Origin of the sequence: Fodinibius sediminis (assembly GCF_900182555.1) — a bacterium.
Taxonomy (GTDB): domain Bacteria; phylum Bacteroidota; class Rhodothermia; order Balneolales; family Balneolaceae; genus Fodinibius; species Fodinibius sediminis.
Genome location: NZ_FXTH01000004.1, coordinates 181,126 through 200,299, shown reverse-complemented (window position 1 = coordinate 200,299; position 19,174 = coordinate 181,126). Strand labels below are relative to the sequence as shown.

Genomic DNA, 19,174 nt, shown 5'->3' with positions numbered 1-19,174 from the left:
ATAATAACAACTTAATCACTAATGCACAAGGCAAAAATGGCGGGCGATACCCGGCAACCGGTCCTCGGAATAGTGATTTAATCAGCTATCTATCAGGATAATAGTTGGGGAGGGAGCTGGTAATAGGCCGTATTCCTTTTTACCTTTCTTAAGGTCATAAAATATGTATGCATGAAAGAATACCTACTCTCAATAGTAGACCTTAAATCAGGAGAAGGCAGGATTGTCGGGCTTATGGTCCTGTACAATTTTATCCTGCTGGTAACCCTCTATCTGCTGAAGCCGGTACGCGACAGCCTTTTTCTGGTTGAGCTGGGCCCCCGGCAGCTCCCGTTTGTTTTTATTTTGACCGCTTTGGCTGTTGTCCCGATCTCAATCGGCTATTCACGTTTTTCCGCTAGGGTGAGTATGGGATGGGTAATCAACGGTATTACCCTCTTCCTGGCCGTTAATCTGGTGGTCATCTGGTGGCTGATCCGGACAGATTCCCAGATTCTCTATTTTGGTTTCTATATCTGGGTAAGTATTTATTCCATTCTGATTACTTCGCAGTTTTGGCTCCTGGCCAATGCATTGTTTGATCCCATGCAGGCCAAACGGATATTTGGACTACTGAGTCTTTCCGCTATAGCAGGAGCGATGGCCGGAGGAGAAATCACGGGTTTTCTGGTTGACCAGGCGGGGGTTGCCCCCCAGCAGTTGTTGCTGGTAGGTGCTGTGATATTATTTGGAACTCTCTTGCTGGTGTGGGCGATACGGAAGGAAGCCGACGGGACATTTGCTCCGGCGGAATCTTCTATAGAATCATACCCGGTCCGCGAACAACCTGAAATGGGACGGCGATTTTTTAATGATATCATGAACTCTCGTCACCTGATGCTGATCATCGGTATTATTGCCATTTCCGTTATTTCGACGACAATTATCGACTATCAGTTCAAGACCGTAGCTTCGGCTGTCTATCTAACCGACGAGCGGCTTACGGCCTTTATGGGTCGCTTTTACGGGCGTGTCAGTATCATTGCCCTGGTATTACAGCTATTTTTGTCCACAAAATTTATCGAGCGGCGTGGTGTAGGCGGAGCCGTTACCCTTCTGCCCTGCATCCTGCTTCTGGGTTCTGTAGGACTCTTTATCTGGACCGGATTGGTTGCTGCAGTGCTGTTACGCGGGACAGACCAGAGCTTGAAACACTCCCTGGACCGAACAGGGCGGGAACTGCTGTTTATACCGGTGAAGATGAACCTGAAGAAACGGACCAAGGTATTTATTGATCTGTTTGTAGATAACGGTGCTCAGGGCTTCGCTGGACTGTTACTGCTGCTGTTGACATTCCAGTTGACGCTTTCCGTGCAGCAGATCAGCCTGGTGGTGATTGGATTGCTTGCCTGTTGGATCATACTGGCGTACTGGGTTCAGCGATCGTATGTCAATGAGTTTCGCGAATCTGTAGAAAAGCAGGTAAACAATAAACAGGCAGCCCTCCAGCAGGGAGGAAGCATGGCGTCGATGGATCAGCTTGTACAGAATTTGCAGAGTCATGATGAAGCTACGGTCTTGCGGGCACTTGAAAGCCTAAGGAAAAGGTGCGATGCTGAGGAGATGCCCCTGCAGGTATTGGAGCGGCTACTGGGACATCCGGATCCGGGGATTAGGACATCCTGCCTGCAGCTGTTCCGCAAGTGTGAAATTGATGGTTATATAGAAGAGATTGCCCGGATGATCGAGGATTCCAGTGTAGCGGTGCGTCTGGAGGCGGCCCGGTATATTTATCATTTTTATGACGCCCAAAGGTATGAAGTGGACTGGCTCGAGATTCTCAAAGAAGGATTGCATCACCAGGACATCAAAATTCGCATCGCCACATTGGGGCTGATTGCCAAGGACGGGGGACGAGAAGAGCGAGCGCTCATCACAACCGATTATCTGGAACAGGCAGCGAACTACCGGGGAGAGCATCAGAAAGATCTGAAAATGGAGGTGGCCCGTGTACTGGGAGTGGTTTATGCCCGGGATCGGTCGCATATTCTCATGGGGCTGCTTCAGGATTCTTCGCCCGAGGTGGTTCAAAGGGCTATCATTGCGGCCGGCCGGGTTGGCGACCGGAAGTTCATCCACCTGCTGCTGGATTATCTGAATTCCGAGAAATACAGGCGAACGGCACAGAAGGGACTTGCGATGTACGGGGATCGAATCCTGGGTACCCTGTTTGATTATCTGACAGACGACGAGGTTGCACTTTCCAAGCGGTTGCTTATTCCCCGTATTTTATATCTTAATGACAGCCAGGTAGCTCTGGATGTCCTGCAGATGGGGCTCGATCATTGTGATATCCCGGTGAGGCACCAGGTGGTCAAAGCATTGAGCCGGATGCGGCAGCGACTCGAATCGCCCATTTTTGATGAAGAGCAGCTAAAGCGGTTTGTCTACGAAGAAGCCCGGCGGTACGCTTTGCTCAGACAGTCCTATTCGCTGCTGCAACGGTCAGATCACCTTGATGAGCTGCTGCAGAGTATTCAGGAAGAGGCGGCCAGGAGTTTTGAAAATATATTCCGTCTGCTGGGCCTGATTTATGACGCCCACGATATCTACAATGTGTACAAGGGAATTCGAAGTGAAAATAGAGTACTGGTATCCGAAAGCATAGAATTCCTGGATAATCTGATCGAGTGGGAAATAAAAAAATACCTGATGCCTCTGTTTGAATCACTGCTATCCAGGCAGGATGATTATGGTGAGTTCGGGCAGGAGATGCAATCAGCCGGAGAAGCCCTGACCTACCTGTCTCACCTGCGGCACCCGGTGCTGCACCATCTGAGTATTGCTGCCGGCCGGGAGATTGTATGAGAAGTGAGTTGCATAAAACCGTCAATCAATCTAAACTAATCAGTGGATAAGCTTGTTTGTTTAAGCTGAGCGTAAGCAGGCCTGTTTTAACTGATTACCCCTGATCATTCATCCTGTGGATCAATCAATGACTAAAGCGTTTTACATCTTTGGAATGGCGGTGTTGTTTGTCTGGTTCATCGGACCTTCGTCGGGGATGGCCGGAGATACCATGTCTGAATCGTTCTCCGTGAAGAGGGGGGGCTCGCCCCCCGGCCCTTCCATAATCGTTCTTCCTGATACGCTGCCGGCTGCCGTTCATCCCGATTCCATACCCTACCGTGCTGAGACGGGGTTGGGCAGGGAAATACTTAGAATTCCGGCATCCATCCTGCACTTGGCGATTATGCCCCTCAAATGGGGCGTCATCTGGAGCCAGGAATACCAGGTGTACGACAGGCTGTCCGATCTTTTTTTGAATGAAGAGAGAACGGCGGGTTTTTATCCAAACTTTTCGGTGGGGGGGCGGACTGCCTTTGCTGCTGGTATTACCTACTTTAACCGGGACGTGGCCGGTACCGGGCATTCTCTTGATGTGAATACTTTTTATACGAATGCTGAAAATTTCAAGCTCGGGGTAAATTATAAAATTCCCCCGGAACAGCTGCAGCGGTATCAGCTTACTTTCAACGGGAATATGCGGCTAAATGATGATCAGAATATTTTTTTGGGAGGCAACAGCAGTTCAGATGATCTTGAAGCCTCTTATCGGATAGAACATTACAGCCTGCAAACAGAAGCGGGCTATCTGGTGACACCCGGTATCCTTGCCGAGCTTACGCTGGGGCTGACCCACGCAGTGATCCGTGATATTTCCATGGAAGCGGCGGAGGGGGAAGCCCCGCTTCCCAGTGCTCTGCAATCGGAAGGCTTTGGGCTGGGGAAAGCTACGCTGCTTCATACAGGACTCGGTATGATCGCAGACAACAGGAGGGCGCTTTCCCGGAATACAAATGATAACCTGCTCAGCACCATCACCACTTCCTACGATTTTAAACAGACAAAAATACGGGTCTATTCCGGGTCGCTCTTTGATCTGGGGGTTCGTTACAACCGCAGTACGACAGGCCGTGATTATGAGTATCTGAACTACTACGGAGATTGGCAGCAGTTCTTTCCTCTTCCGGGCCTGCCCCTGGACCGTCGGCTGGCACTTCGTGCACGTCTCCAGAAAAGATACCCGCTTGGCAACAGTTCTGTGCCTTTTTATGAAAAGAGCATCCTGGGGGATGCGGCGAATCTTCGCGGGTATCGGCAGGACCGGTTTCGGGATCTTGGCTCACTGCTTTTGACGCTTGAGTACCGGTATCCCATCTGGGATACCTGGGATGCGGTCTTATTTACCGACCAGGGACAGGTATTTCACAACTACAGGCAGATTGATCTGGATCAGTTCCACGGTGCTTATGGAACCGGCCTGCGATTTATGACGGCTTCTGATTTTCTTTTCCGGGTTGAAATAGCATTCAGCCGCGAAGGAACACGGAGCCTGATGGAATTCAGTATGAACTTTTGAGATGATAAAAAGCTTTCTCAGGGTAAAAGTATGGAGACCGTAAAAATTGTACTGTTTATTGCAGGAGTATCGCTACTGGGTGCATGCAGCACGTCTAAGCCGTATACCCTGGAAGCCGTTAAAACATTTGATCCGGATAACAGGGATATTCCGCTCCCCGCTGAAACGGAAGAGCATTTCCGCTGGGAGACCTTCTATCTGAGTACCTTTTATCAACTGGAAAAACCCCTGGATCTGGGGTCTTCATTTCAATACCTGGGGCAGCTGATGGGCACGAATGGGAGGGATGAAGCAGAAAATGTCAACGTGCTGGATGAAGTTCCCAATTCCAGCTGGTATACGCGCCGTCATTATTTCCAGCCGATGAGCATCGAAGCCTTGAAGCAGGGACCGGTAAAAGGGGATAAACCAGATACCAGCCGGGCCATTACGGTGATCCGGGGAAAATCGGAAGGGGTAACCCCCGGCTTTACAATCCGTGATGCCCGCGATAATACATACATCATCAAACTGGACCGGAACGGATACCCCGGGTTGATGTCCTCCTCAGAAGTGATTGCTACCAATATATATTACGCTTCCGGATATTTTGTGCCGCAAAACAGCATTACCTATTTGGATCCTGAGCAGCTGATGATAGCAGAAGATGCCACGGTAGTCAAGGAGGGAGAGGAACAGCTGATGACCGAGGCGGACCTGCGGGAGATATTAAAAAAAGGATACAGCAGGAGTGATGGAAAAGTGAGGGTCCTGGCCAGCAAATATGTGGAGGGCCGCCCGCTGGGGCCTTGGAATTTCAGGGGCAGGCGCAGGGATGATCCCAATGACAGGATTCCGCATGAAGACCGCAGGGAAGTGCGAGGCCTCCGGGTGCTGGCCTCATGGCTTAATGATACCGATCGCCGATGGGCCAATACGATGGCGGTCTATGTGGATGAGGGCAGCAGGCAGTACATCCGCCATTATTTGCTCGATATGGGTTCCACCCTCGGGACCGTGGGTACAACGTTGAGGCACACAAAACGAGGGCAGGAATATCGGTATGATCCCCGCTATATGGGTCTGCTGTATACCAGCCTTGGCCTGTATGTGAAGCCCTGGGCCAAACCGGAAGCCCGCGACCGACCCTTTTATCCTTCGGTTGGTTATTTCGAATCAACGCTGTTCAATCCCGGACGGTGGGTCCCCAATTACCCAAATCCGGCATTTGAGAAGGTTACTCCCCGCGATGGATTATGGGGGGCAAAAATGGTCATGGCTTTTTCTGATGAAGAGATCCGGGCCATTGTTGAGACCGGAGCCCTTCCCGATCCTGCTGCTGAAGCGTATCTGATTCAGACATTAATAGAGCGGAGGGACAAAATCGGTTGCTACTGGTATGCCCGTCTAAATCCCCTGGACAAGTTCGAGGCCGTGTTAAAAGGAGGGAAGATCTTCATCTCTTTCACAGACTTGGGTATCGAGGGGGAGCTGTATGAAGCAGATCAGACCGACTATGCCTTTAGTGTCAGCGCGGAGGGGACGGAAAAATCGATCAGAGGGAGCACACGGCGGCCGATGATAACGCTGGACCCAGATAGGTGGAAGATAACACAAAAGAATTTCCCGGCTGTTTTTAAGCTGCAGGTTTATACCCGCAGAGACCGGAGCAGATATCCGGACAAGGAAATTGCCGTTTATGTAATCCTGGATGACAGCGGGGCCCGTGTGGCGGGCCTCGTCCGCGAAGATTGATTTCCCAGATATTTATGGTGCCGGCAGGAAACTATGAGGTCAGGGCATACTGCAGGAACTGGCGAAGCAGCTGAGCCCCGGCTTTTCCAGACTTTTCAGGGTGAAACTGAACCCCCATAAAGTTGTCTTTGGCTACCACAGATGCAAAGTTGGTAATGTACCGGCAGGAAGCTATAGTGAAATCATTGACCGGGGCGTAATAGCTGTGTACATAGTAGAAATAATGATCAGTGCTGAATCCTTCAAGAAGCGGGTGATCCCGCATATCCGAAAAGGTGTTCCAGCCCATGTGGGGAACCTTTTCCAGCGAAGCATCAAATTTCCTGAGCCGACCGGGAATAATACCCAGTCCGCTGGCATCTCCTTCTTCCGATGAATCGTAGAGCAGCTGCATGCCCAGGCAGATACCCAGAACTGGCTTGGAGGTGTTTTTCAGCCAGTGGTCCAGCCCGTTTGCCTGCAGCGATTCCATGGCCGGCCTGGCATGGCCGACCCCCGGGAAAATGATTCCGGACGCCTCGTCAAGTTCCTTTTCTTTATTGGTAATGGTATGGGGTACGTCCAGCCGGCTGAGTGCATTTGATACCGAGGCTAAGTTTCCGGCTTCGTAGTTGATGATGGCAATCATGGGTGGTTACAACAGGTTTTTGGTGCTTGGCAGAATATTGGCGTTGCGTTCATTACGACTGACGGCAGCACGCAGACAGCGGGCCAGCCCCTTGAAACAGGCTTCGATTTGATGGTGGTCATTTTCCCCCTCAACGCTTAGATGAAGCGTGGCTTTCAGATTCATGGCCAGTGAATAGAAAAAGTGCTTGACCATCTCGGTAGGAAAGTCCCCGACCTTTTCGCGCTTGAACGTCCCCTCAAACTTCAAATAGGGGCGTCCGGAAAGATCCAGTGCAACGGTTGCTGCGGTCTCGTCCATTGGCAGCACAAAAGCATATCGTTGAATGCCTATTTTATTGCCCAGGGCTTCGGTAATTGTCTCTCCGAGAGCAATGGCCACATCTTCAATGGTGTGGTGTTCATCCACGTCCAGGTCCCCGTCGCAGTGCAGGTCCAGGTCAACCAGTCCATGTTTGGCAATCTGTTCAAGCATGTGGTCAAAGAAGGATAACCCCGTATCTATATTGTTTACTCCCGTCCCATCCAGGTTGAGCTCAATGGTAATATCGGTTTCGGCCGTTTGCCGCTGATAGGAAGCAGTACGCGTGGGAAAGCAGATTTTCTGGCTCAGTGTGATCCAGTCTTCCGACTCCTCAACCGTCTCGGCATCTCCCGTTGCGTGCAACCGGGAACCTTCAGCCCGGATGAGCAGCTCGGCTGTGTCCTCCTCAAAGGAAGCGGGCGCAAGCTGTTCGTTTTGCAGGAGTTCTTGTTGTCGGTCCGAAAGGAAATCCATGGAGTAGCTAATGCTGTGACCGAGCTGCTGCAGGCGTTGAAGGCCATAGAGCGTTCCCGGCCGGAGCAGATCGTCATTCCGGCCCGCCATGGCATCCGAGGAGATCCAGATCTTCATTCTGTCAGTTGTTTTAAAGCTGAGATTAAACGTTCATTTTCTTCAGGCGTACCGACGGTAATACGCAGGGTATCATCGCAGTGCGGTTCGTTACCGCGGTACCGGACAATAATGCCCCGGTCGGCCAGCTTCTGGTAAATCTTCCGGGCATGGTCCACCCTTACCAGCAGGAAGTTGGCCTCAGAGGGATAAATATGCCTTACGATAGCAATCTGTTCCAGCTGTTGCCGCAGCGTGGAGCGTTGTTTTTTTATCTTTGCAATATTTGATGCAATACGGTCCATCTTATCGAAAGCCTCGAGTGCTCGCTGGGCCGTTAACTTATTAACGTTGTAGGGCGCCTTTACTTTCATCATATAATCAATAATTGCATCGGAGGCAAAGGTGATGCCCAGGCGGATGCCAGCCAGGCCGAACGACTTGGAGAGTGTTTGCAGTACGACGAGGTTGGGATAGGTATTAACTTCGGAGGCCCAGCTTTCTTCGTCACTGAAATCGATGTACGCCTCATCAACGACTACAATTCCGGGGAACGACTCTATCAGCTCTCGCATCCTGTCCCGCTCGAAGGTATTGCCCGTGGGGTTGTTGGGGGAACAGAGAAGTAAAATTTTGGTATGATCGGTGACAGCCTTCAGTATCTGATCAACCTGTGGCTGGAAGTGATCTTTGGTAAGCAGGACCTCGTCAATAGCGATATCGTGGATATTTGCAGAAACCCGGTACATGCCATAGGTGGGCGGGGTGGTCAGGATGCGGTCTTGCCCGGGGGTACAGAAAATACGATACAGCAAATCGATGCCTTCGTCGCTTCCAACCCCTATAAACACATTCTCCGGACGGACCCTGCGCCATTGCGCAATGCGCTTGCGCAGCCGTGGATGGGTTGGCGACGGATAACGGTGCAGCTCCTGGCTGCTTCGAATGGGATCTCCGTAGCTGTTTTCGTTGGCATCCAGCAGCAGCCCCTCGCTGAAATCCTGCCGGGCACTGTGATACGGCTTCAGAGCTTGGATGTTGGGACGAACAAGTTTCTCCAGGTTAAAGGAAGTACTCATTGCTTCTTTCTTCATTAAATGGTCACGGTTAACATTTTGGCGTTGTCGTAGCAGTAAACGAACCATCCAGGCCGGCATTGTGAAGCCCGGACTTTCTGCATGACTTTCGCTTTCAGGGGGCCATCGCCTGTATGCGGATGGATACGGCCCTGCGATGCCCCTCCAGCTTTTCAAGACTGGCGAGTTTCTCGATGGCCGGGCCCAGGTTTTTTAACCCTTCTTCCGAAAGCTCCTGTATTGTAATCTGCTTCAGGAACGAATCGACCGAAACACCGCTGTACATGCGGGCATACCCGTAGGTTGGGAGGGTGTGATTGGTACCTGAAGCATAATCACCGGCACTTTCCGGGGTCCAGTGACCCAAAAAGACCGATCCTGCATTCTTGATCTCATCCTGCCACGCCGCGGCATCTTCACATTGCACGATCAGGTGCTCCGGGGCATAGAGATTGGAGAATTCAAAAGCTTCCCGGGGGGATGCCACTTCAAGTACAAAACTTTGTGATATGGCCTGCCGGGCTATCGTCTTCCGGGGCAAGCCGTCCAGCTGCCTGTCAAGCGATCGGCGGAACGCCTCCAGGTTAAAACCCTCTATGGCAACAAGAACCACCTGGCTGTCGCGGCCGTGTTCTGCCTGGGAAAGCAGGTCGGCAGCCACAAAGTCCGGCTGGGCGGTTTGGTCAGCAATGACCAGCACCTCTGACGGTCCTGCGGGCATATCGATAGCAATCTGAGCATCGCTGTTTTGCAGCAGCATCTTGGCCGCCGTTACGTATTGATTGCCTGGTCCCAAAATTTTATCCACCTTGGGTATCGAGCCGGTGCCGAGGGCCATGCCGGCTACTGCCTGTGCGCCGCCCGCCTTGAGAAGGTGAGTGGCGCCAATCTTCTGAGCGATATAGATGAGCTCAGCCGCAATCGATCCGTCCTGTTGAGGAGGCGTTGCGACAACAATGGTCTCAGCACCGGCCAGGGCGGCAGGAATACCGAGCATCATCAGGGTCGAGGGCAATATGGCGGTGCCGCCGGGAACATAAAGTCCCACCCGTTCGATAGGGCGAGCCACCCGCCGGCATTGTACCCCTTTCATTGTTTCAACTTCAAGCGGGGTCGGCAGCTGTGCCTCATGGAACTGACGTATATTATGATAGGCTGTATCGATAGCCTCCTTGAGTTCCGGCTCAAGGGTTATGTCCCGCTCGCGCGGATCGATTACCAGTGGGTCGGGAGAAAGTCCGTCAAATTTCTGCGAATAATAGTTTATGCCGGTATCTCCCTCTTCTCTCACCTTTGCTATAATGGGTTCAACGACTTCGAAAATCGCTTTGAAATCCATTTTTGGGCGCTGGCAGAGCTCAGCAACTGCTTTGCGAGAGAGTTCCCTATAAGAATACGTTTTCATGGTGAAGCCTCATCAGGGGGATATTAGGATGTTTTCTGTTGCTACAGGATCATGCTTTCTATGGGAAGGATGACAATGCCCGTTGCCCCTTCCTCCTTAAGCCGCTCCATTACAATCCAGAACTGGTCAATTGGAATGACCGTATGAATGGCCACCATATGGTCATCGGCCAGGGGCATGACGGTGGGACTGTTCAGTGAGGGGATAATTTCCTTGATTTTAGGGACTGCAGACTCCGGGGCATTCATCATGATGTAGCGGCTGCGCTCCGCCTGTTGGTGACTGTCCATGCGGATTAAGAATTTCTCAATCAGCTTTTTCTTGCCCGGAGACAGTTTCTTGTTGGTTTGGATGAGCTGGGTTTCAGACTCCAGGATGACTTCCAGCTCTTCCAGCCCGTTTGCTTTGAGCGTATTTCCGGTGGAAACGAGATCACAGATGGCATCGGCGACTTCAAGACGGGGGGCTATTTCAACCGCTCCGGAGATGGTTACAATATTGGTATTGGCAATATTATTGTTTTCCAAGAAGCGGCGAGTCAGCCTTGGATAACTGGTGGCAATGGTCTTGCCTTCAAAGTCTTCAAGCTGTTGGATATCTCCATCTTTGCGTGCGGCCAGGGAGAGCCGGCATACCCCGTAATCCAGGCCACGGAGTACACTGACATCAGCACCGGTTTCGGCAGTGACATTCGCTCCTACAAAGCCCAGATCGCAGACCCCGTCTTGCACATATTCGGGGATATCGTCATCCCGGATGAGCAGGAGCTCAACATCAAAGTTTCGGCATTTGACCATCAGGTTGCGTTTGTAGTCATCAAAGCGCAATCCGATGCCTTTCAGCAGTTCAATCGTCTTGTCCGTCAGTCGTCCGGATTTTTGGATAGCGATGCGTAGTGAAGTTTTGGAATCAGCAGTTCGTTCCATAGCAATGAACAATAGGTCTAAGTTGAAAAAGTTGTGAAGTAAGTACGGGGATGGAGGAGTAGCTTCAGCTACTTTCAGAAATGCTATTGACGGTCGAAACCGCCATGATGATGGAAGGAGTGGATATGGTTCTTGTATTTTTTCATCAGTTGAAAGATAATGGTTTTTAAGTAATCTTCCACAAGTTTTTTACACCCGATTCTTTCAGAAGGGGGGAGATGCATTTATCACTCCCCCCGTTCTAAAAGGAAACTCCGGGTTACTGTTCGATGTTCTCCTGGTCAATTTGCCAGATATCCACGCGGTTCAGGTTGATGTAGGGAACCGCAACCTGGTTCCTTTTGGTGTCAAGAGCTATATCGGCCGGGGAGGGGGCCGTTTTGATAATGGCCCTGCTCTCCATGTCCGAACTGATGAGGTAAAGGCTTGAATCGTTTTGGCTGGCTGCCAGAAATGAGCCGTTGTAAGGTTCAATGCCATCAAAGTTACCCCCCGAGGTGACGGTAATAAAATCCTGTGGTGTGGTATTCTCTGTTGTAAATGAGGGGAAAACCCGGCCGCCGTTCCACGGGGCAAGCACGAGACGGTTGCTGTCGGGGTCAAACGTAATGCCGTTGGGCGGATTTTCCAGCGTGTCAACAGCTATAGATACTTGCTGGCCGCGCATTTGGTAGACCCGAGCCTGGCCGGTGTCGGTAACATAGACAACGCCGGCGGGGTCGACAGCCACATCATTGAGAAAGCCGGGCTCGAACTCCGTAAAGTCGGTAAAAGAAAGCTGGGCGCCCGTTCGCTTGTTGAAGCTGTGAACCCCCTTTACATCGGCGACAAGAAGCGTGTCTCCGGTAATATACATACCGCGCGGGGCATGCAGCGGTGCTTCTTTAGTCCCGGTCATAAACTTCAGTGAGTCAACGGTTCCGTCGGGCCGGGCCCGGGCGATGTATCCATTGGAATCCGCTTCCCCGCCGGGGCCGTTAAAGTTGGAAATAAAATATACATCCTGGTCCGGATCGTAGCGAACAGCTTCCGGTCCAGCTAATCCCTCGTCGATGACGGTCACCCGATCAGCGAGCTCCTGGATCGTTTTCGATTCGGCTTGTTCTGCAGGTTGTTCCGTCTCTGAAGTACAGCTGCTGAAGATGAATAGCAGTGCGATGAATATACTGTGCGATACAGATGTGGTTTTAGTCATAAATTCCCGGTTTATTAAAATTTAAAAAGAATAGGATATGAACGCCTGTTGTAAAGCCCATCGATTCCCAGGCATGATCCCTGTACTCAATCCTTGCTGAAGGATATTAACTGCCTGCTTATAATCCAAATATAACTATGGGGCGGGGGCTGATACCGCCGGGCCGTGAGAATGGCATAAAAAAAGGTCCTGCTTCCAGAAGCAGGACCTTGACATTAGGATAATGTTTTCTGCACCGGGTTATTGAAATGAAACAGTATCAACCACGGTTTCTTCATTTGCGGTTACTTCAATGCCGGTTACCGTCGTATCGCTGTGCATATCGCTGTCCGGATCGAAAACCACGTCATAGGTGGCTGGCAGCAGTCCCATGATCATATAGTCGCCGTTGTCGCTGGTGATAGTAGAGAGCGTGTCATCACCGGTAATGGCCATGACGTTGGTTCTGAATCCATCGTCCTCTGAAACGGGCGGTTCAACATTGCCGCTGATAGACCCGGCTTCTGCCAGGTTGACGGCATGAAGCACCGGCTTGAGAATGTATTTCCCGCTGTTGCCGGCCTCGACAATGGATCGGGCGGCATCAAAATCAACCAGAAGGGTATAGGTTGTGCCCGATTCGATGTCGGTGTTAAGCTGCAGCTTTAACCCGGACTGTTGAGCACTTGGCGTGGTAAGAGGCTCAGTTTGCCCGTCGATGGTGATGGTGTTGTTATCACCGAGGACAAACCGAAGCTGAGAATACCGGCCTTCTTCCAGTTCTGCAGAGCCCAGGGTGATATCGTTGCCGTTGGTCAGCTCAAGAAGGTCAACCTCCATCGGCTCTTCAAGGATGGTTATCCACCCGTCCTCTGCGTCTTCCTCCCCGGATTCGGTGGTATCTACCTCCGCATCCGCGCTTTTATGAAGAAGCACTTTTTCGATGTCAATGTTCACCGCCTCATAATTTGCCGGTGCATCGGTCAGCTTGACTTCAATTTTCCCGGTTTGGGTTGAATTATTTTCATTTGTTGTGTCGCAGGCAGTAAAACCCAACATGACAGCAACAGAAAAAATGAGTAATAGTGATGGTAACTTTAGGTTCGCCATAATAGTATATGTTTATTCAAGATTAGAACCTTTTTTCAGGTATGTGCTTAACGTTCAGTGACTTCCCATCGTTCAGGAAACAGGAAGTCAGGCTGAAAAGGTAATCACTAAACCTATCAAAAAAAGGGTAAAAATAGTCAACTGAATAAAAGCGTTGCTGATTAGTTTCCAGTGCATGATTACGATTATGGTGATGGTTCTTCTGGTATGATCTATACTGCTTAAAATACAAGTTGTTCCCCGGGATATCATTTTTTCGGGTGCATATTGACAGGGGGGGACGGGAAGTATTTCCCGCTGTTGACAAGCTATAGCCGGCTGCTTGCTAAAATAGTGGGGCAAAGATAAACAATTATTACCATTGAGACATCCTGTAAGATCGAAATTCTTCAGCTGTGGCCTGTTTCTGCACATACCGGCCGGCAAAGGCAGCCGTAAACGCATCCATGCGTGGCTGACCGGGTATTTTTCATTGAACTATTAGCGGGAATCATTTATCCTTACTAACCAAAACAAGTGAATAACAGATTTTTAAATTGAGTGTTTAAATTATGATTACAACTGCACAGTTTACGTATATTCCTCTTAAAGCGGCCGAACCTCGTGAAAGCATTGACTTTCTGCTCGAATTAGTAGCACAGCACGACGTGGAGGTAGATGTGAACTACTTGTCGACCAGTGTGCGAGGGGAGACGGAAGTGGTTTTTGGTCTCATACGGGAAATGTACGAAACCATGACCATAGAAGGGGAGGAATTCCGCTTTCATGTTGAATTGTTGAGTCCTGTTGCAGAGGAACATGAGGCGGAAGAGGCCGAAGGCTGAGTTTTTCAACTTTTCCGGACATGTGATGTGTGCCCAATGCTCTTTAAGTGTTGGGCTTTTTTAATATTCACGTCTTATTTCCAATTTTGTGTATTTACGGATGAAAACAGCAGTCGAATTTTGTATCTTTAGCGTTCTTTTTTGTAAGCCAAACCGGTGCAGGTAGCACAATCTTATGTCAGAAATCCGCAACTTTTGTATCATTGCCCACATTGATCACGGCAAATCCACGCTCGCCGACCGTCTGCTGGAGCGGACAGGGGCTATAACCGAGCGGGAAATGCAGGAGCAGATCCTGGACGATATGGATCTGGAGCGTGAGCGCGGCATTACGATTAAAAGCCACGCTATCAAGATGGATTATCACCGGCCCAATGGCGAACATGTGATCTTCAATCTGATTGATACTCCCGGGCATGTTGATTTTGCCTACGAGGTCTCGCGGGCACTTAAAGCCTGTGAGGGGGCATTACTGGTGGTGGATGCGGCCCAGGGCATTGAGGCCCAGACCATCTCAACGCTCTACCAGGCCATCGAACAGGACCTCGAAATTGTTCCGGTTTTGAATAAGATCGACCTGCCGGGAGCAGACCCGGAAGGGGTCGGGCAACAGATTGTTGACCTTATCGGCTGTGATCATGAGGATATTCTGCATGTCTCAGCCAAAACAGGGCAGGGGGTTGATGAGCTGCTCGAGGCTATAGTCGAGCACATCCCGGGCCCGGCGCGCGATACCGGTAAGCCACTGCGTGCCCTTATCTTTGATTCTGTGTTCAACACCTATCGTGGCTCTATTGTGTATGTCCGGGTAATGGAGGGGACGCTCCATAAGGGAGATGGCATACGGTTTATGGCTACCCAGAAGGAATATGATGCAGAAGAAATCGGCCACTTGAAACTTAAACAGGTGCAGACCGAAAAGCTTGAGGCCGGCGATGTCGGTTATGTTATTGGGAGTGTGAAATCACTGCAGGATGCGCGGGTGGGCGATACGCTAACCACCTCCGAAAATCCGGCCGAAGAACCTATTCCCGGCTACCAGGAACCCAAGCCGATGGTGTTCAGCGGGCTGTTTCCCACCCAGTCGGATGAATTCGAAGATCTTCGCTCGGCACTTGAAAAGCTGCAGCTGAATGATGCTTCGCTGACCTACCAGCCGGAAACCTCCAAGGCCCTCGGCTTTGGTTTTCGTGCCGGTTTTCTGGGTATGCTGCACATGGAGATTGTCCAGGAGCGCCTGGACCGGGAATTTGATATTGATATTATCACTACAGTACCCAATGTGGAGTACGAGGTGCATGTCACGGAGAAAAACGAGCAGAAAAAGATCAAGGTGGACAATCCCAGCGAGATGCCGGATCCCGGTAAAGTGGATACGGTCTATGAGCCGTATATCCGGGCCAGCATTATCACGCCCTCCGACTACATCGGTCCGGTGATGAAGCTGTGCGAAGAAAAGCGAGGCAAGTATGTCAACCAGATTCACATGCAGAGCCAGCGCGTGGATATTACCTATGAGTTGCCTATGGCGGAAGTGGTCTTTGACTTTTATGACCGCCTGAAAAGCGGTACGCGGGGCTACGCCTCACTGGATTATGAATTTTTGGAATACCGCCAGGGAGACCTGGTTCGGCTGGATATTCTGCTCAACGGGGACCCGGTGGATGCGCTCTCGAGCATCATTCACCGCGACAAAGCCTACGATCTGGGACGTAAACTGTGCAAGAAACTCAAAAAGCTTATTTCACAGCACCAGTTTGAAATCCCCATTCAGGCCGCTATCGGCTCGCAGGTTATTGCCCGTGAAACGATCCGGGCGATGCGCAAGGATGTTACGGCTAAATGCTATGGCGGTGATATCTCCCGAAAGCGAAAACTTCTGGAAAAACAAAAAGAAGGAAAGAAACGGATGAAACAGGTCGGTACAGTAGAAGTACCCCAGGAAGCATTTCTTGCTGTTCTATCCATGGATGACGATAATTGAATATATTATCAGACCGGTAATATTTACCGGCTTCCAACGTTAACCCAACTTGAACCCATTTACTAAACAAACATTTTCTGATGCAAACGTTACTTAAACCCTTAGTCCTTGTTGCTTTGTTTTTACCCTTAATAGCTACGGCAGGTTATGCCCAGTTCGAAGAGCCCGAAATTGAAAAAATCGGGCAGGATCGGCATAGTTGGTTTATGAGTCAATTTGGCGATGTCAAATGGACCGGTCAGGGCTTTTACGACAAGACCGAAATTGACGGCCGACAGACCAATGAAATCAGGGCGCGCCTGCAGGAGGTATACGGTGACCCGACCAAGACCATCGAAGACCTCATAAAGCTGGAAGACTTCCGGCCTGCACAAGCCATCCAGTTCGAGTACTGGTTTGTTATTGATGACAGCATCCCCATGATGGTGCTCGATATTGACGGTCCCTTCGGGCGTGGCCTGGTTTATGCCGGAGCCAGTGAATACATCGACCTGATGCCTCAGATTAAACGCTATTTCTCACAGGAAATCATGGCTGTTAATGATTTGCCGACCTACCAGGATTATTACTATTCGCCTGAACGCAGACAGTGGTTTAATGTGACCCACGAAGATGGCAGTTACCGTACCACCAAAATTTCTTCCCCTCCCGGAATGACGTACTAATCCAGGCACAAAATATTTGAACGACACATAAGGAGCTATTTTGGCAAATCAACTTTCGAAGGAAGAACGGCGGCAAAGAAGGGAGCAACGAAGAAAGGATCAAAATAAACAAGCAAAAAGCTGGCTGCGTGAATGGGCTGATGCCCTTCTCTTTGCATTTGTGGCGGCGCTGATTATACGGACATTCTTTTTTGAGGCGTACCGTATTCCCACACCCTCCATGGAAAAAACACTGATGACCGGTGATTTTCTCATCGTCTCAAAAATGAGCTATGGGCCGCGCACACCCATGGTCATCGGCATCCCGTTTACCAACATCTATATGCCCGGTTTTGTGCTGCCGTGGGTGCGTCTTCCGGGACTGGGTGAAGTTGAACGCAATGACATCGTGGTTTTTAACTATCCCATTGACCTTGCGCCTGTTGCCGCTAAGACGAATTATGTCAAGCGGTCGGTTGGGGTGCCGGGAGATACCCTGAGGATCGATGACAACCAGCTTTTTGTAAACGGGGATCGTGCACAGTCTTTTCCCGGGATCCAGAAGACCTACGAAGTACAGGTGCGGAACCGCGTGCGGCTGAGTGCAGCGAAAGTGAAAGCTGCCGGGGGTACCCTGTACCGTTCCCAGCAGCCCGGCCGTTACCGTATCAATATGAACGATCAGGTTGCAGAAACTATCCGGCAATGGCCGGAGGTGACCAATGTTGAGCTCTTTGTTCTGCCCGACGGCTTCAATGAATATGACCGGCGCCGGTTCAGCTTCTCATCCGGTTTTGTGAACCACCATCACCTTCCGACTACGGTGGTGCCGTTCAAGGGACAGACCGTAACGCTCACGCCCGAGAACTATCATGTCTATGAGAACATTATCACGCGGTATGAGGGCAATAATGTAGGGCGCAATGGCGACCAGTTTACGATCAACGGCGAGCAGACCAACCAATATACGATTCAGCAGGATTACTATTTCATGATGGGTGATAACCGGGATAACAGTGAAGACAGCCGCTTCTGGGGATTTGTACCGCAGACCCACGTTGTAGGCAAAGCCGGCATGATTTATTTTTCATGGGATGCCGAACGCTGGCTGCCCCGTTTCGACCGGTTATTGAATTTTATTCACGATTGAGATTACGACGCCGGGGCTTGCCCGGGGGAGGCCATAATAACCAAGCACCGTCTAAAAGAGGGGCATGCCGGCCTGCATAAGCTTGAAGCTGCGCGGTTAATCTAATTTATTTCTTTGCGAATTGATTTGCCCCGGGGCTGGTCTTCCTTGATAGCCAGCTGCCCGCAGCCGGCATCAATATCGTCGCCGCGGCTGCGTCGCACAGTAGCGGTGATATCACGGGCTATAAGTTCCTGCATGAATTTGTCAAGGCGGTCTTCCCGGGCTCCTTTCAGGGATACGCCTGCCACATCATTATACATGATGATATTGACTTTGCTGGGGGCCCAGCGTACAATCTCAGCCAGCTGGCGCGCATCTTCCGGCGAGTCGTTAAACTCATCAAACAGCAGGTATTCATAGGTAATGGGCCGGTGAAGCTTTTCGTAATAGTACTGAACAGCCTCTTTTAGCTTTTCGAGGTTCATAGAGCTGTTGATTGGCATGATTTCATCCCTTTTCTCATCATTGGCGGCATGCAGCGAGATGGCCAGATTGAAGGGCTGTCGTTCGTCAGCAAGCTGTCTAATCTGTTTGGTAAGTCCAACGGTAGATACTGTAATCCGCTTGGGCGAGAGGCCGATACTCAGCTCGTCGGTGATAATGGAAGCCGAATTGACGATGGCTTTATAATTATGAAGAGGTTCACCCATTCCCATATAAACAATATTGGTGATGCCCTTGCCAAATTTCTGCTCGCACAGCTGATCGATATACTGCACCTGGTCTACAATCTCTCCATGGGTCAGACTGCGGAAAAAACCCATCTTTCCAGTCGCACAAAAAGAGCAGCCGAATACACAGCCTACCTGTGAAGAGACACATACGGTCAGCCGGTTGGCGGCTCCGTCGGGGTAAAAGTCCGGAATAAGGACAGATTCAATCTTGTGTTCTTCCTTCCCCTGCAATTTAAACAGGAACTTGATGGTGCCATCCCTGGATTCTTGCTGCCGGACATGCTCGATGGTGGGCACCCGGGCTACCTCCCCGAGACGTGCACGCAGATCCTTTGATAAATTAGTCATTTCATCAAAGCTGTGGACGCCTTTCTGATAGAGCCACTGAAACAGCTGATCGCTCCGGAAGGACTTCAGTCCAAGGTCGGCGGAAAACTGCTGCAGCTCTTGTTTGGTGAGTGCTTTGAGATTAATTTTTTCGTCTATATCGGTTTTTACTGTCATAGCGCTAAAGATACAAATTGTGTG

The 19,174-nt window shown here is 50.5% G+C and carries 15 protein-coding genes; 7 read left to right on the top strand and 8 right to left on the bottom strand.

Annotated features, from left to right (window positions below):
- Window positions 1-171 precede the first annotated feature (171 nt).
- From FN808_RS06105 to FN808_RS06095, 3 genes are all read left to right on the top strand, one after another.
- A complete protein-coding gene (locus FN808_RS06105) occupies window positions 172-2,847 on the top strand; it encodes an Npt1/Npt2 family nucleotide transporter (protein ID WP_142713671.1) in 2,676 nt (891 codons plus the stop codon).
- Window positions 2,848-2,974: 127 nt separating this feature from the next.
- Window positions 2,975-4,402: a BamA/TamA family outer membrane protein gene (locus FN808_RS06100; protein WP_142713670.1), complete on the top strand. Its 1,428-nt coding sequence runs from the start codon at window positions 2,975-2,977 to the stop codon at window positions 4,400-4,402.
- A 30-nt stretch (window positions 4,403-4,432) separates the two neighbouring features.
- Window positions 4,433-6,136: a hypothetical protein gene (locus tag FN808_RS06095; protein WP_142713669.1), complete on the top strand. Its 1,704-nt coding sequence runs from the start codon at window positions 4,433-4,435 to the stop codon at window positions 6,134-6,136.
- A 31-nt stretch (window positions 6,137-6,167) separates the two neighbouring features.
- Here the strand turns inward: FN808_RS06095 and hisH are convergent, their stop codons facing one another.
- From hisH to FN808_RS06060, 7 genes are all read right to left on the bottom strand, one after another.
- Window positions 6,168-6,764: an imidazole glycerol phosphate synthase subunit HisH gene (gene hisH, locus FN808_RS06090; protein ID WP_142713668.1), complete on the bottom strand. Its 597-nt coding sequence runs from the start codon at window positions 6,762-6,764 to the stop codon at window positions 6,168-6,170.
- A 6-nt stretch (window positions 6,765-6,770) separates the two neighbouring features.
- Complete coding sequence (gene hisB / locus FN808_RS06085) at window positions 6,771-7,658, bottom strand: imidazoleglycerol-phosphate dehydratase HisB (protein WP_142713667.1); 888 nt, start codon at window positions 7,656-7,658, stop codon at window positions 6,771-6,773.
- Window positions 7,655-8,731 carry a histidinol-phosphate transaminase gene (gene hisC, locus FN808_RS06080; RefSeq protein ID WP_246068288.1) on the bottom strand — a complete coding sequence of 359 codons (1,077 nt, stop codon included), beginning with the start codon at window positions 8,729-8,731 and terminating at the stop codon, window positions 7,655-7,657. Before hisC ends, hisB begins: the two co-directional genes overlap by 4 nt.
- Window positions 8,732-8,828: 97 nt before the next feature.
- On the bottom strand, window positions 8,829-10,118 hold the full coding sequence (gene hisD, locus FN808_RS06075; protein WP_142713666.1) for a histidinol dehydrogenase: 1,290 nt from the start codon (window positions 10,116-10,118) through the stop codon (window positions 8,829-8,831).
- Between the two features lie 41 nt (window positions 10,119-10,159).
- A complete protein-coding gene (gene hisG, locus FN808_RS06070) occupies window positions 10,160-11,044 on the bottom strand; it encodes an ATP phosphoribosyltransferase (RefSeq protein WP_142713665.1) in 885 nt (294 codons plus the stop codon).
- A gap of 259 nt (window positions 11,045-11,303) precedes the next feature.
- Window positions 11,304-12,239 (bottom strand): SMP-30/gluconolactonase/LRE family protein, encoded by a 936-nt coding sequence (locus FN808_RS06065; protein ID WP_142713664.1) that lies wholly within the window; start codon window positions 12,237-12,239, stop codon window positions 11,304-11,306.
- A gap of 240 nt (window positions 12,240-12,479) precedes the next feature.
- A complete protein-coding gene (locus FN808_RS06060; protein WP_142713663.1) occupies window positions 12,480-13,328 on the bottom strand; it encodes a DUF4382 domain-containing protein in 849 nt (282 codons plus the stop codon).
- Between the two features lie 551 nt (window positions 13,329-13,879).
- Here FN808_RS06060 and FN808_RS06055 point away from each other — a divergent pair.
- The 4 genes from FN808_RS06055 to lepB all read left to right on the top strand — a co-directional run bounded on the left by FN808_RS06055 (window position 13,880) and on the right by lepB (window position 17,930).
- Window positions 13,880-14,152 carry a hypothetical protein gene (locus tag FN808_RS06055; RefSeq protein WP_142713662.1) on the top strand — a complete coding sequence of 91 codons (273 nt, stop codon included), beginning with the start codon at window positions 13,880-13,882 and terminating at the stop codon, window positions 14,150-14,152.
- A 175-nt stretch (window positions 14,153-14,327) separates the two neighbouring features.
- On the top strand, window positions 14,328-16,136 hold the full coding sequence (gene lepA, locus FN808_RS06050) for a translation elongation factor 4 (protein ID WP_142713661.1): 1,809 nt from the start codon (window positions 14,328-14,330) through the stop codon (window positions 16,134-16,136).
- Between the two features lie 80 nt (window positions 16,137-16,216).
- Complete coding sequence (locus FN808_RS06045; RefSeq protein WP_142713660.1) at window positions 16,217-16,801, top strand: hypothetical protein; 585 nt, start codon at window positions 16,217-16,219, stop codon at window positions 16,799-16,801.
- A 40-nt stretch (window positions 16,802-16,841) separates the two neighbouring features.
- Window positions 16,842-17,930: a signal peptidase I gene (gene lepB, locus FN808_RS06040; RefSeq protein WP_246068287.1), complete on the top strand. Its 1,089-nt coding sequence runs from the start codon at window positions 16,842-16,844 to the stop codon at window positions 17,928-17,930.
- A gap of 101 nt (window positions 17,931-18,031) precedes the next feature.
- On the opposite strand, the gene rlmN is transcribed toward lepB, so the two are convergent.
- Window positions 18,032-19,150: a dual-specificity RNA methyltransferase RlmN gene (gene rlmN, locus FN808_RS06035; RefSeq protein ID WP_142713658.1), complete on the bottom strand. Its 1,119-nt coding sequence runs from the start codon at window positions 19,148-19,150 to the stop codon at window positions 18,032-18,034.
- Between the last annotated feature and the right edge of the window lie 24 nt (window positions 19,151-19,174).

Coding starts and splice junctions, on each gene's coding strand:
- FN808_RS06105 (WP_142713671.1), top strand. CDS start 172: ATGAAAGAATACCTACTCTCAATAGTAGACCTTAAATCAGGAGAAGGC.
- FN808_RS06100 (WP_142713670.1), top strand. CDS start 2,975: ATGACTAAAGCGTTTTACATCTTTGGAATGGCGGTGTTGTTTGTCTGG.
- FN808_RS06095 (WP_142713669.1), top strand. CDS start 4,433: ATGGAGACCGTAAAAATTGTACTGTTTATTGCAGGAGTATCGCTACTG.
- hisH (WP_142713668.1), bottom strand. CDS start 6,764: ATGATTGCCATCATCAACTACGAAGCCGGAAACTTAGCCTCGGTATCA.
- hisB (WP_142713667.1), bottom strand. CDS start 7,658: ATGAAGATCTGGATCTCCTCGGATGCCATGGCGGGCCGGAATGACGAT.
- hisC (WP_246068288.1), bottom strand. CDS start 8,731: ATGAAGAAAGAAGCAATGAGTACTTCCTTTAACCTGGAGAAACTTGTT.
- hisD (WP_142713666.1), bottom strand. CDS start 10,118: ATGAAAACGTATTCTTATAGGGAACTCTCTCGCAAAGCAGTTGCTGAG.
- hisG (WP_142713665.1), bottom strand. CDS start 11,044: ATGGAACGAACTGCTGATTCCAAAACTTCACTACGCATCGCTATCCAA.
- FN808_RS06065 (WP_142713664.1), bottom strand. CDS start 12,239: ATGACTAAAACCACATCTGTATCGCACAGTATATTCATCGCACTGCTA.
- FN808_RS06060 (WP_142713663.1), bottom strand. CDS start 13,328: ATGGCGAACCTAAAGTTACCATCACTATTACTCATTTTTTCTGTTGCT.
- FN808_RS06055 (WP_142713662.1), top strand. CDS start 13,880: ATGATTACAACTGCACAGTTTACGTATATTCCTCTTAAAGCGGCCGAA.
- lepA (WP_142713661.1), top strand. CDS start 14,328: ATGTCAGAAATCCGCAACTTTTGTATCATTGCCCACATTGATCACGGC.
- FN808_RS06045 (WP_142713660.1), top strand. CDS start 16,217: ATGCAAACGTTACTTAAACCCTTAGTCCTTGTTGCTTTGTTTTTACCC.
- rlmN (WP_142713658.1), bottom strand. CDS start 19,150: ATGACAGTAAAAACCGATATAGACGAAAAAATTAATCTCAAAGCACTC.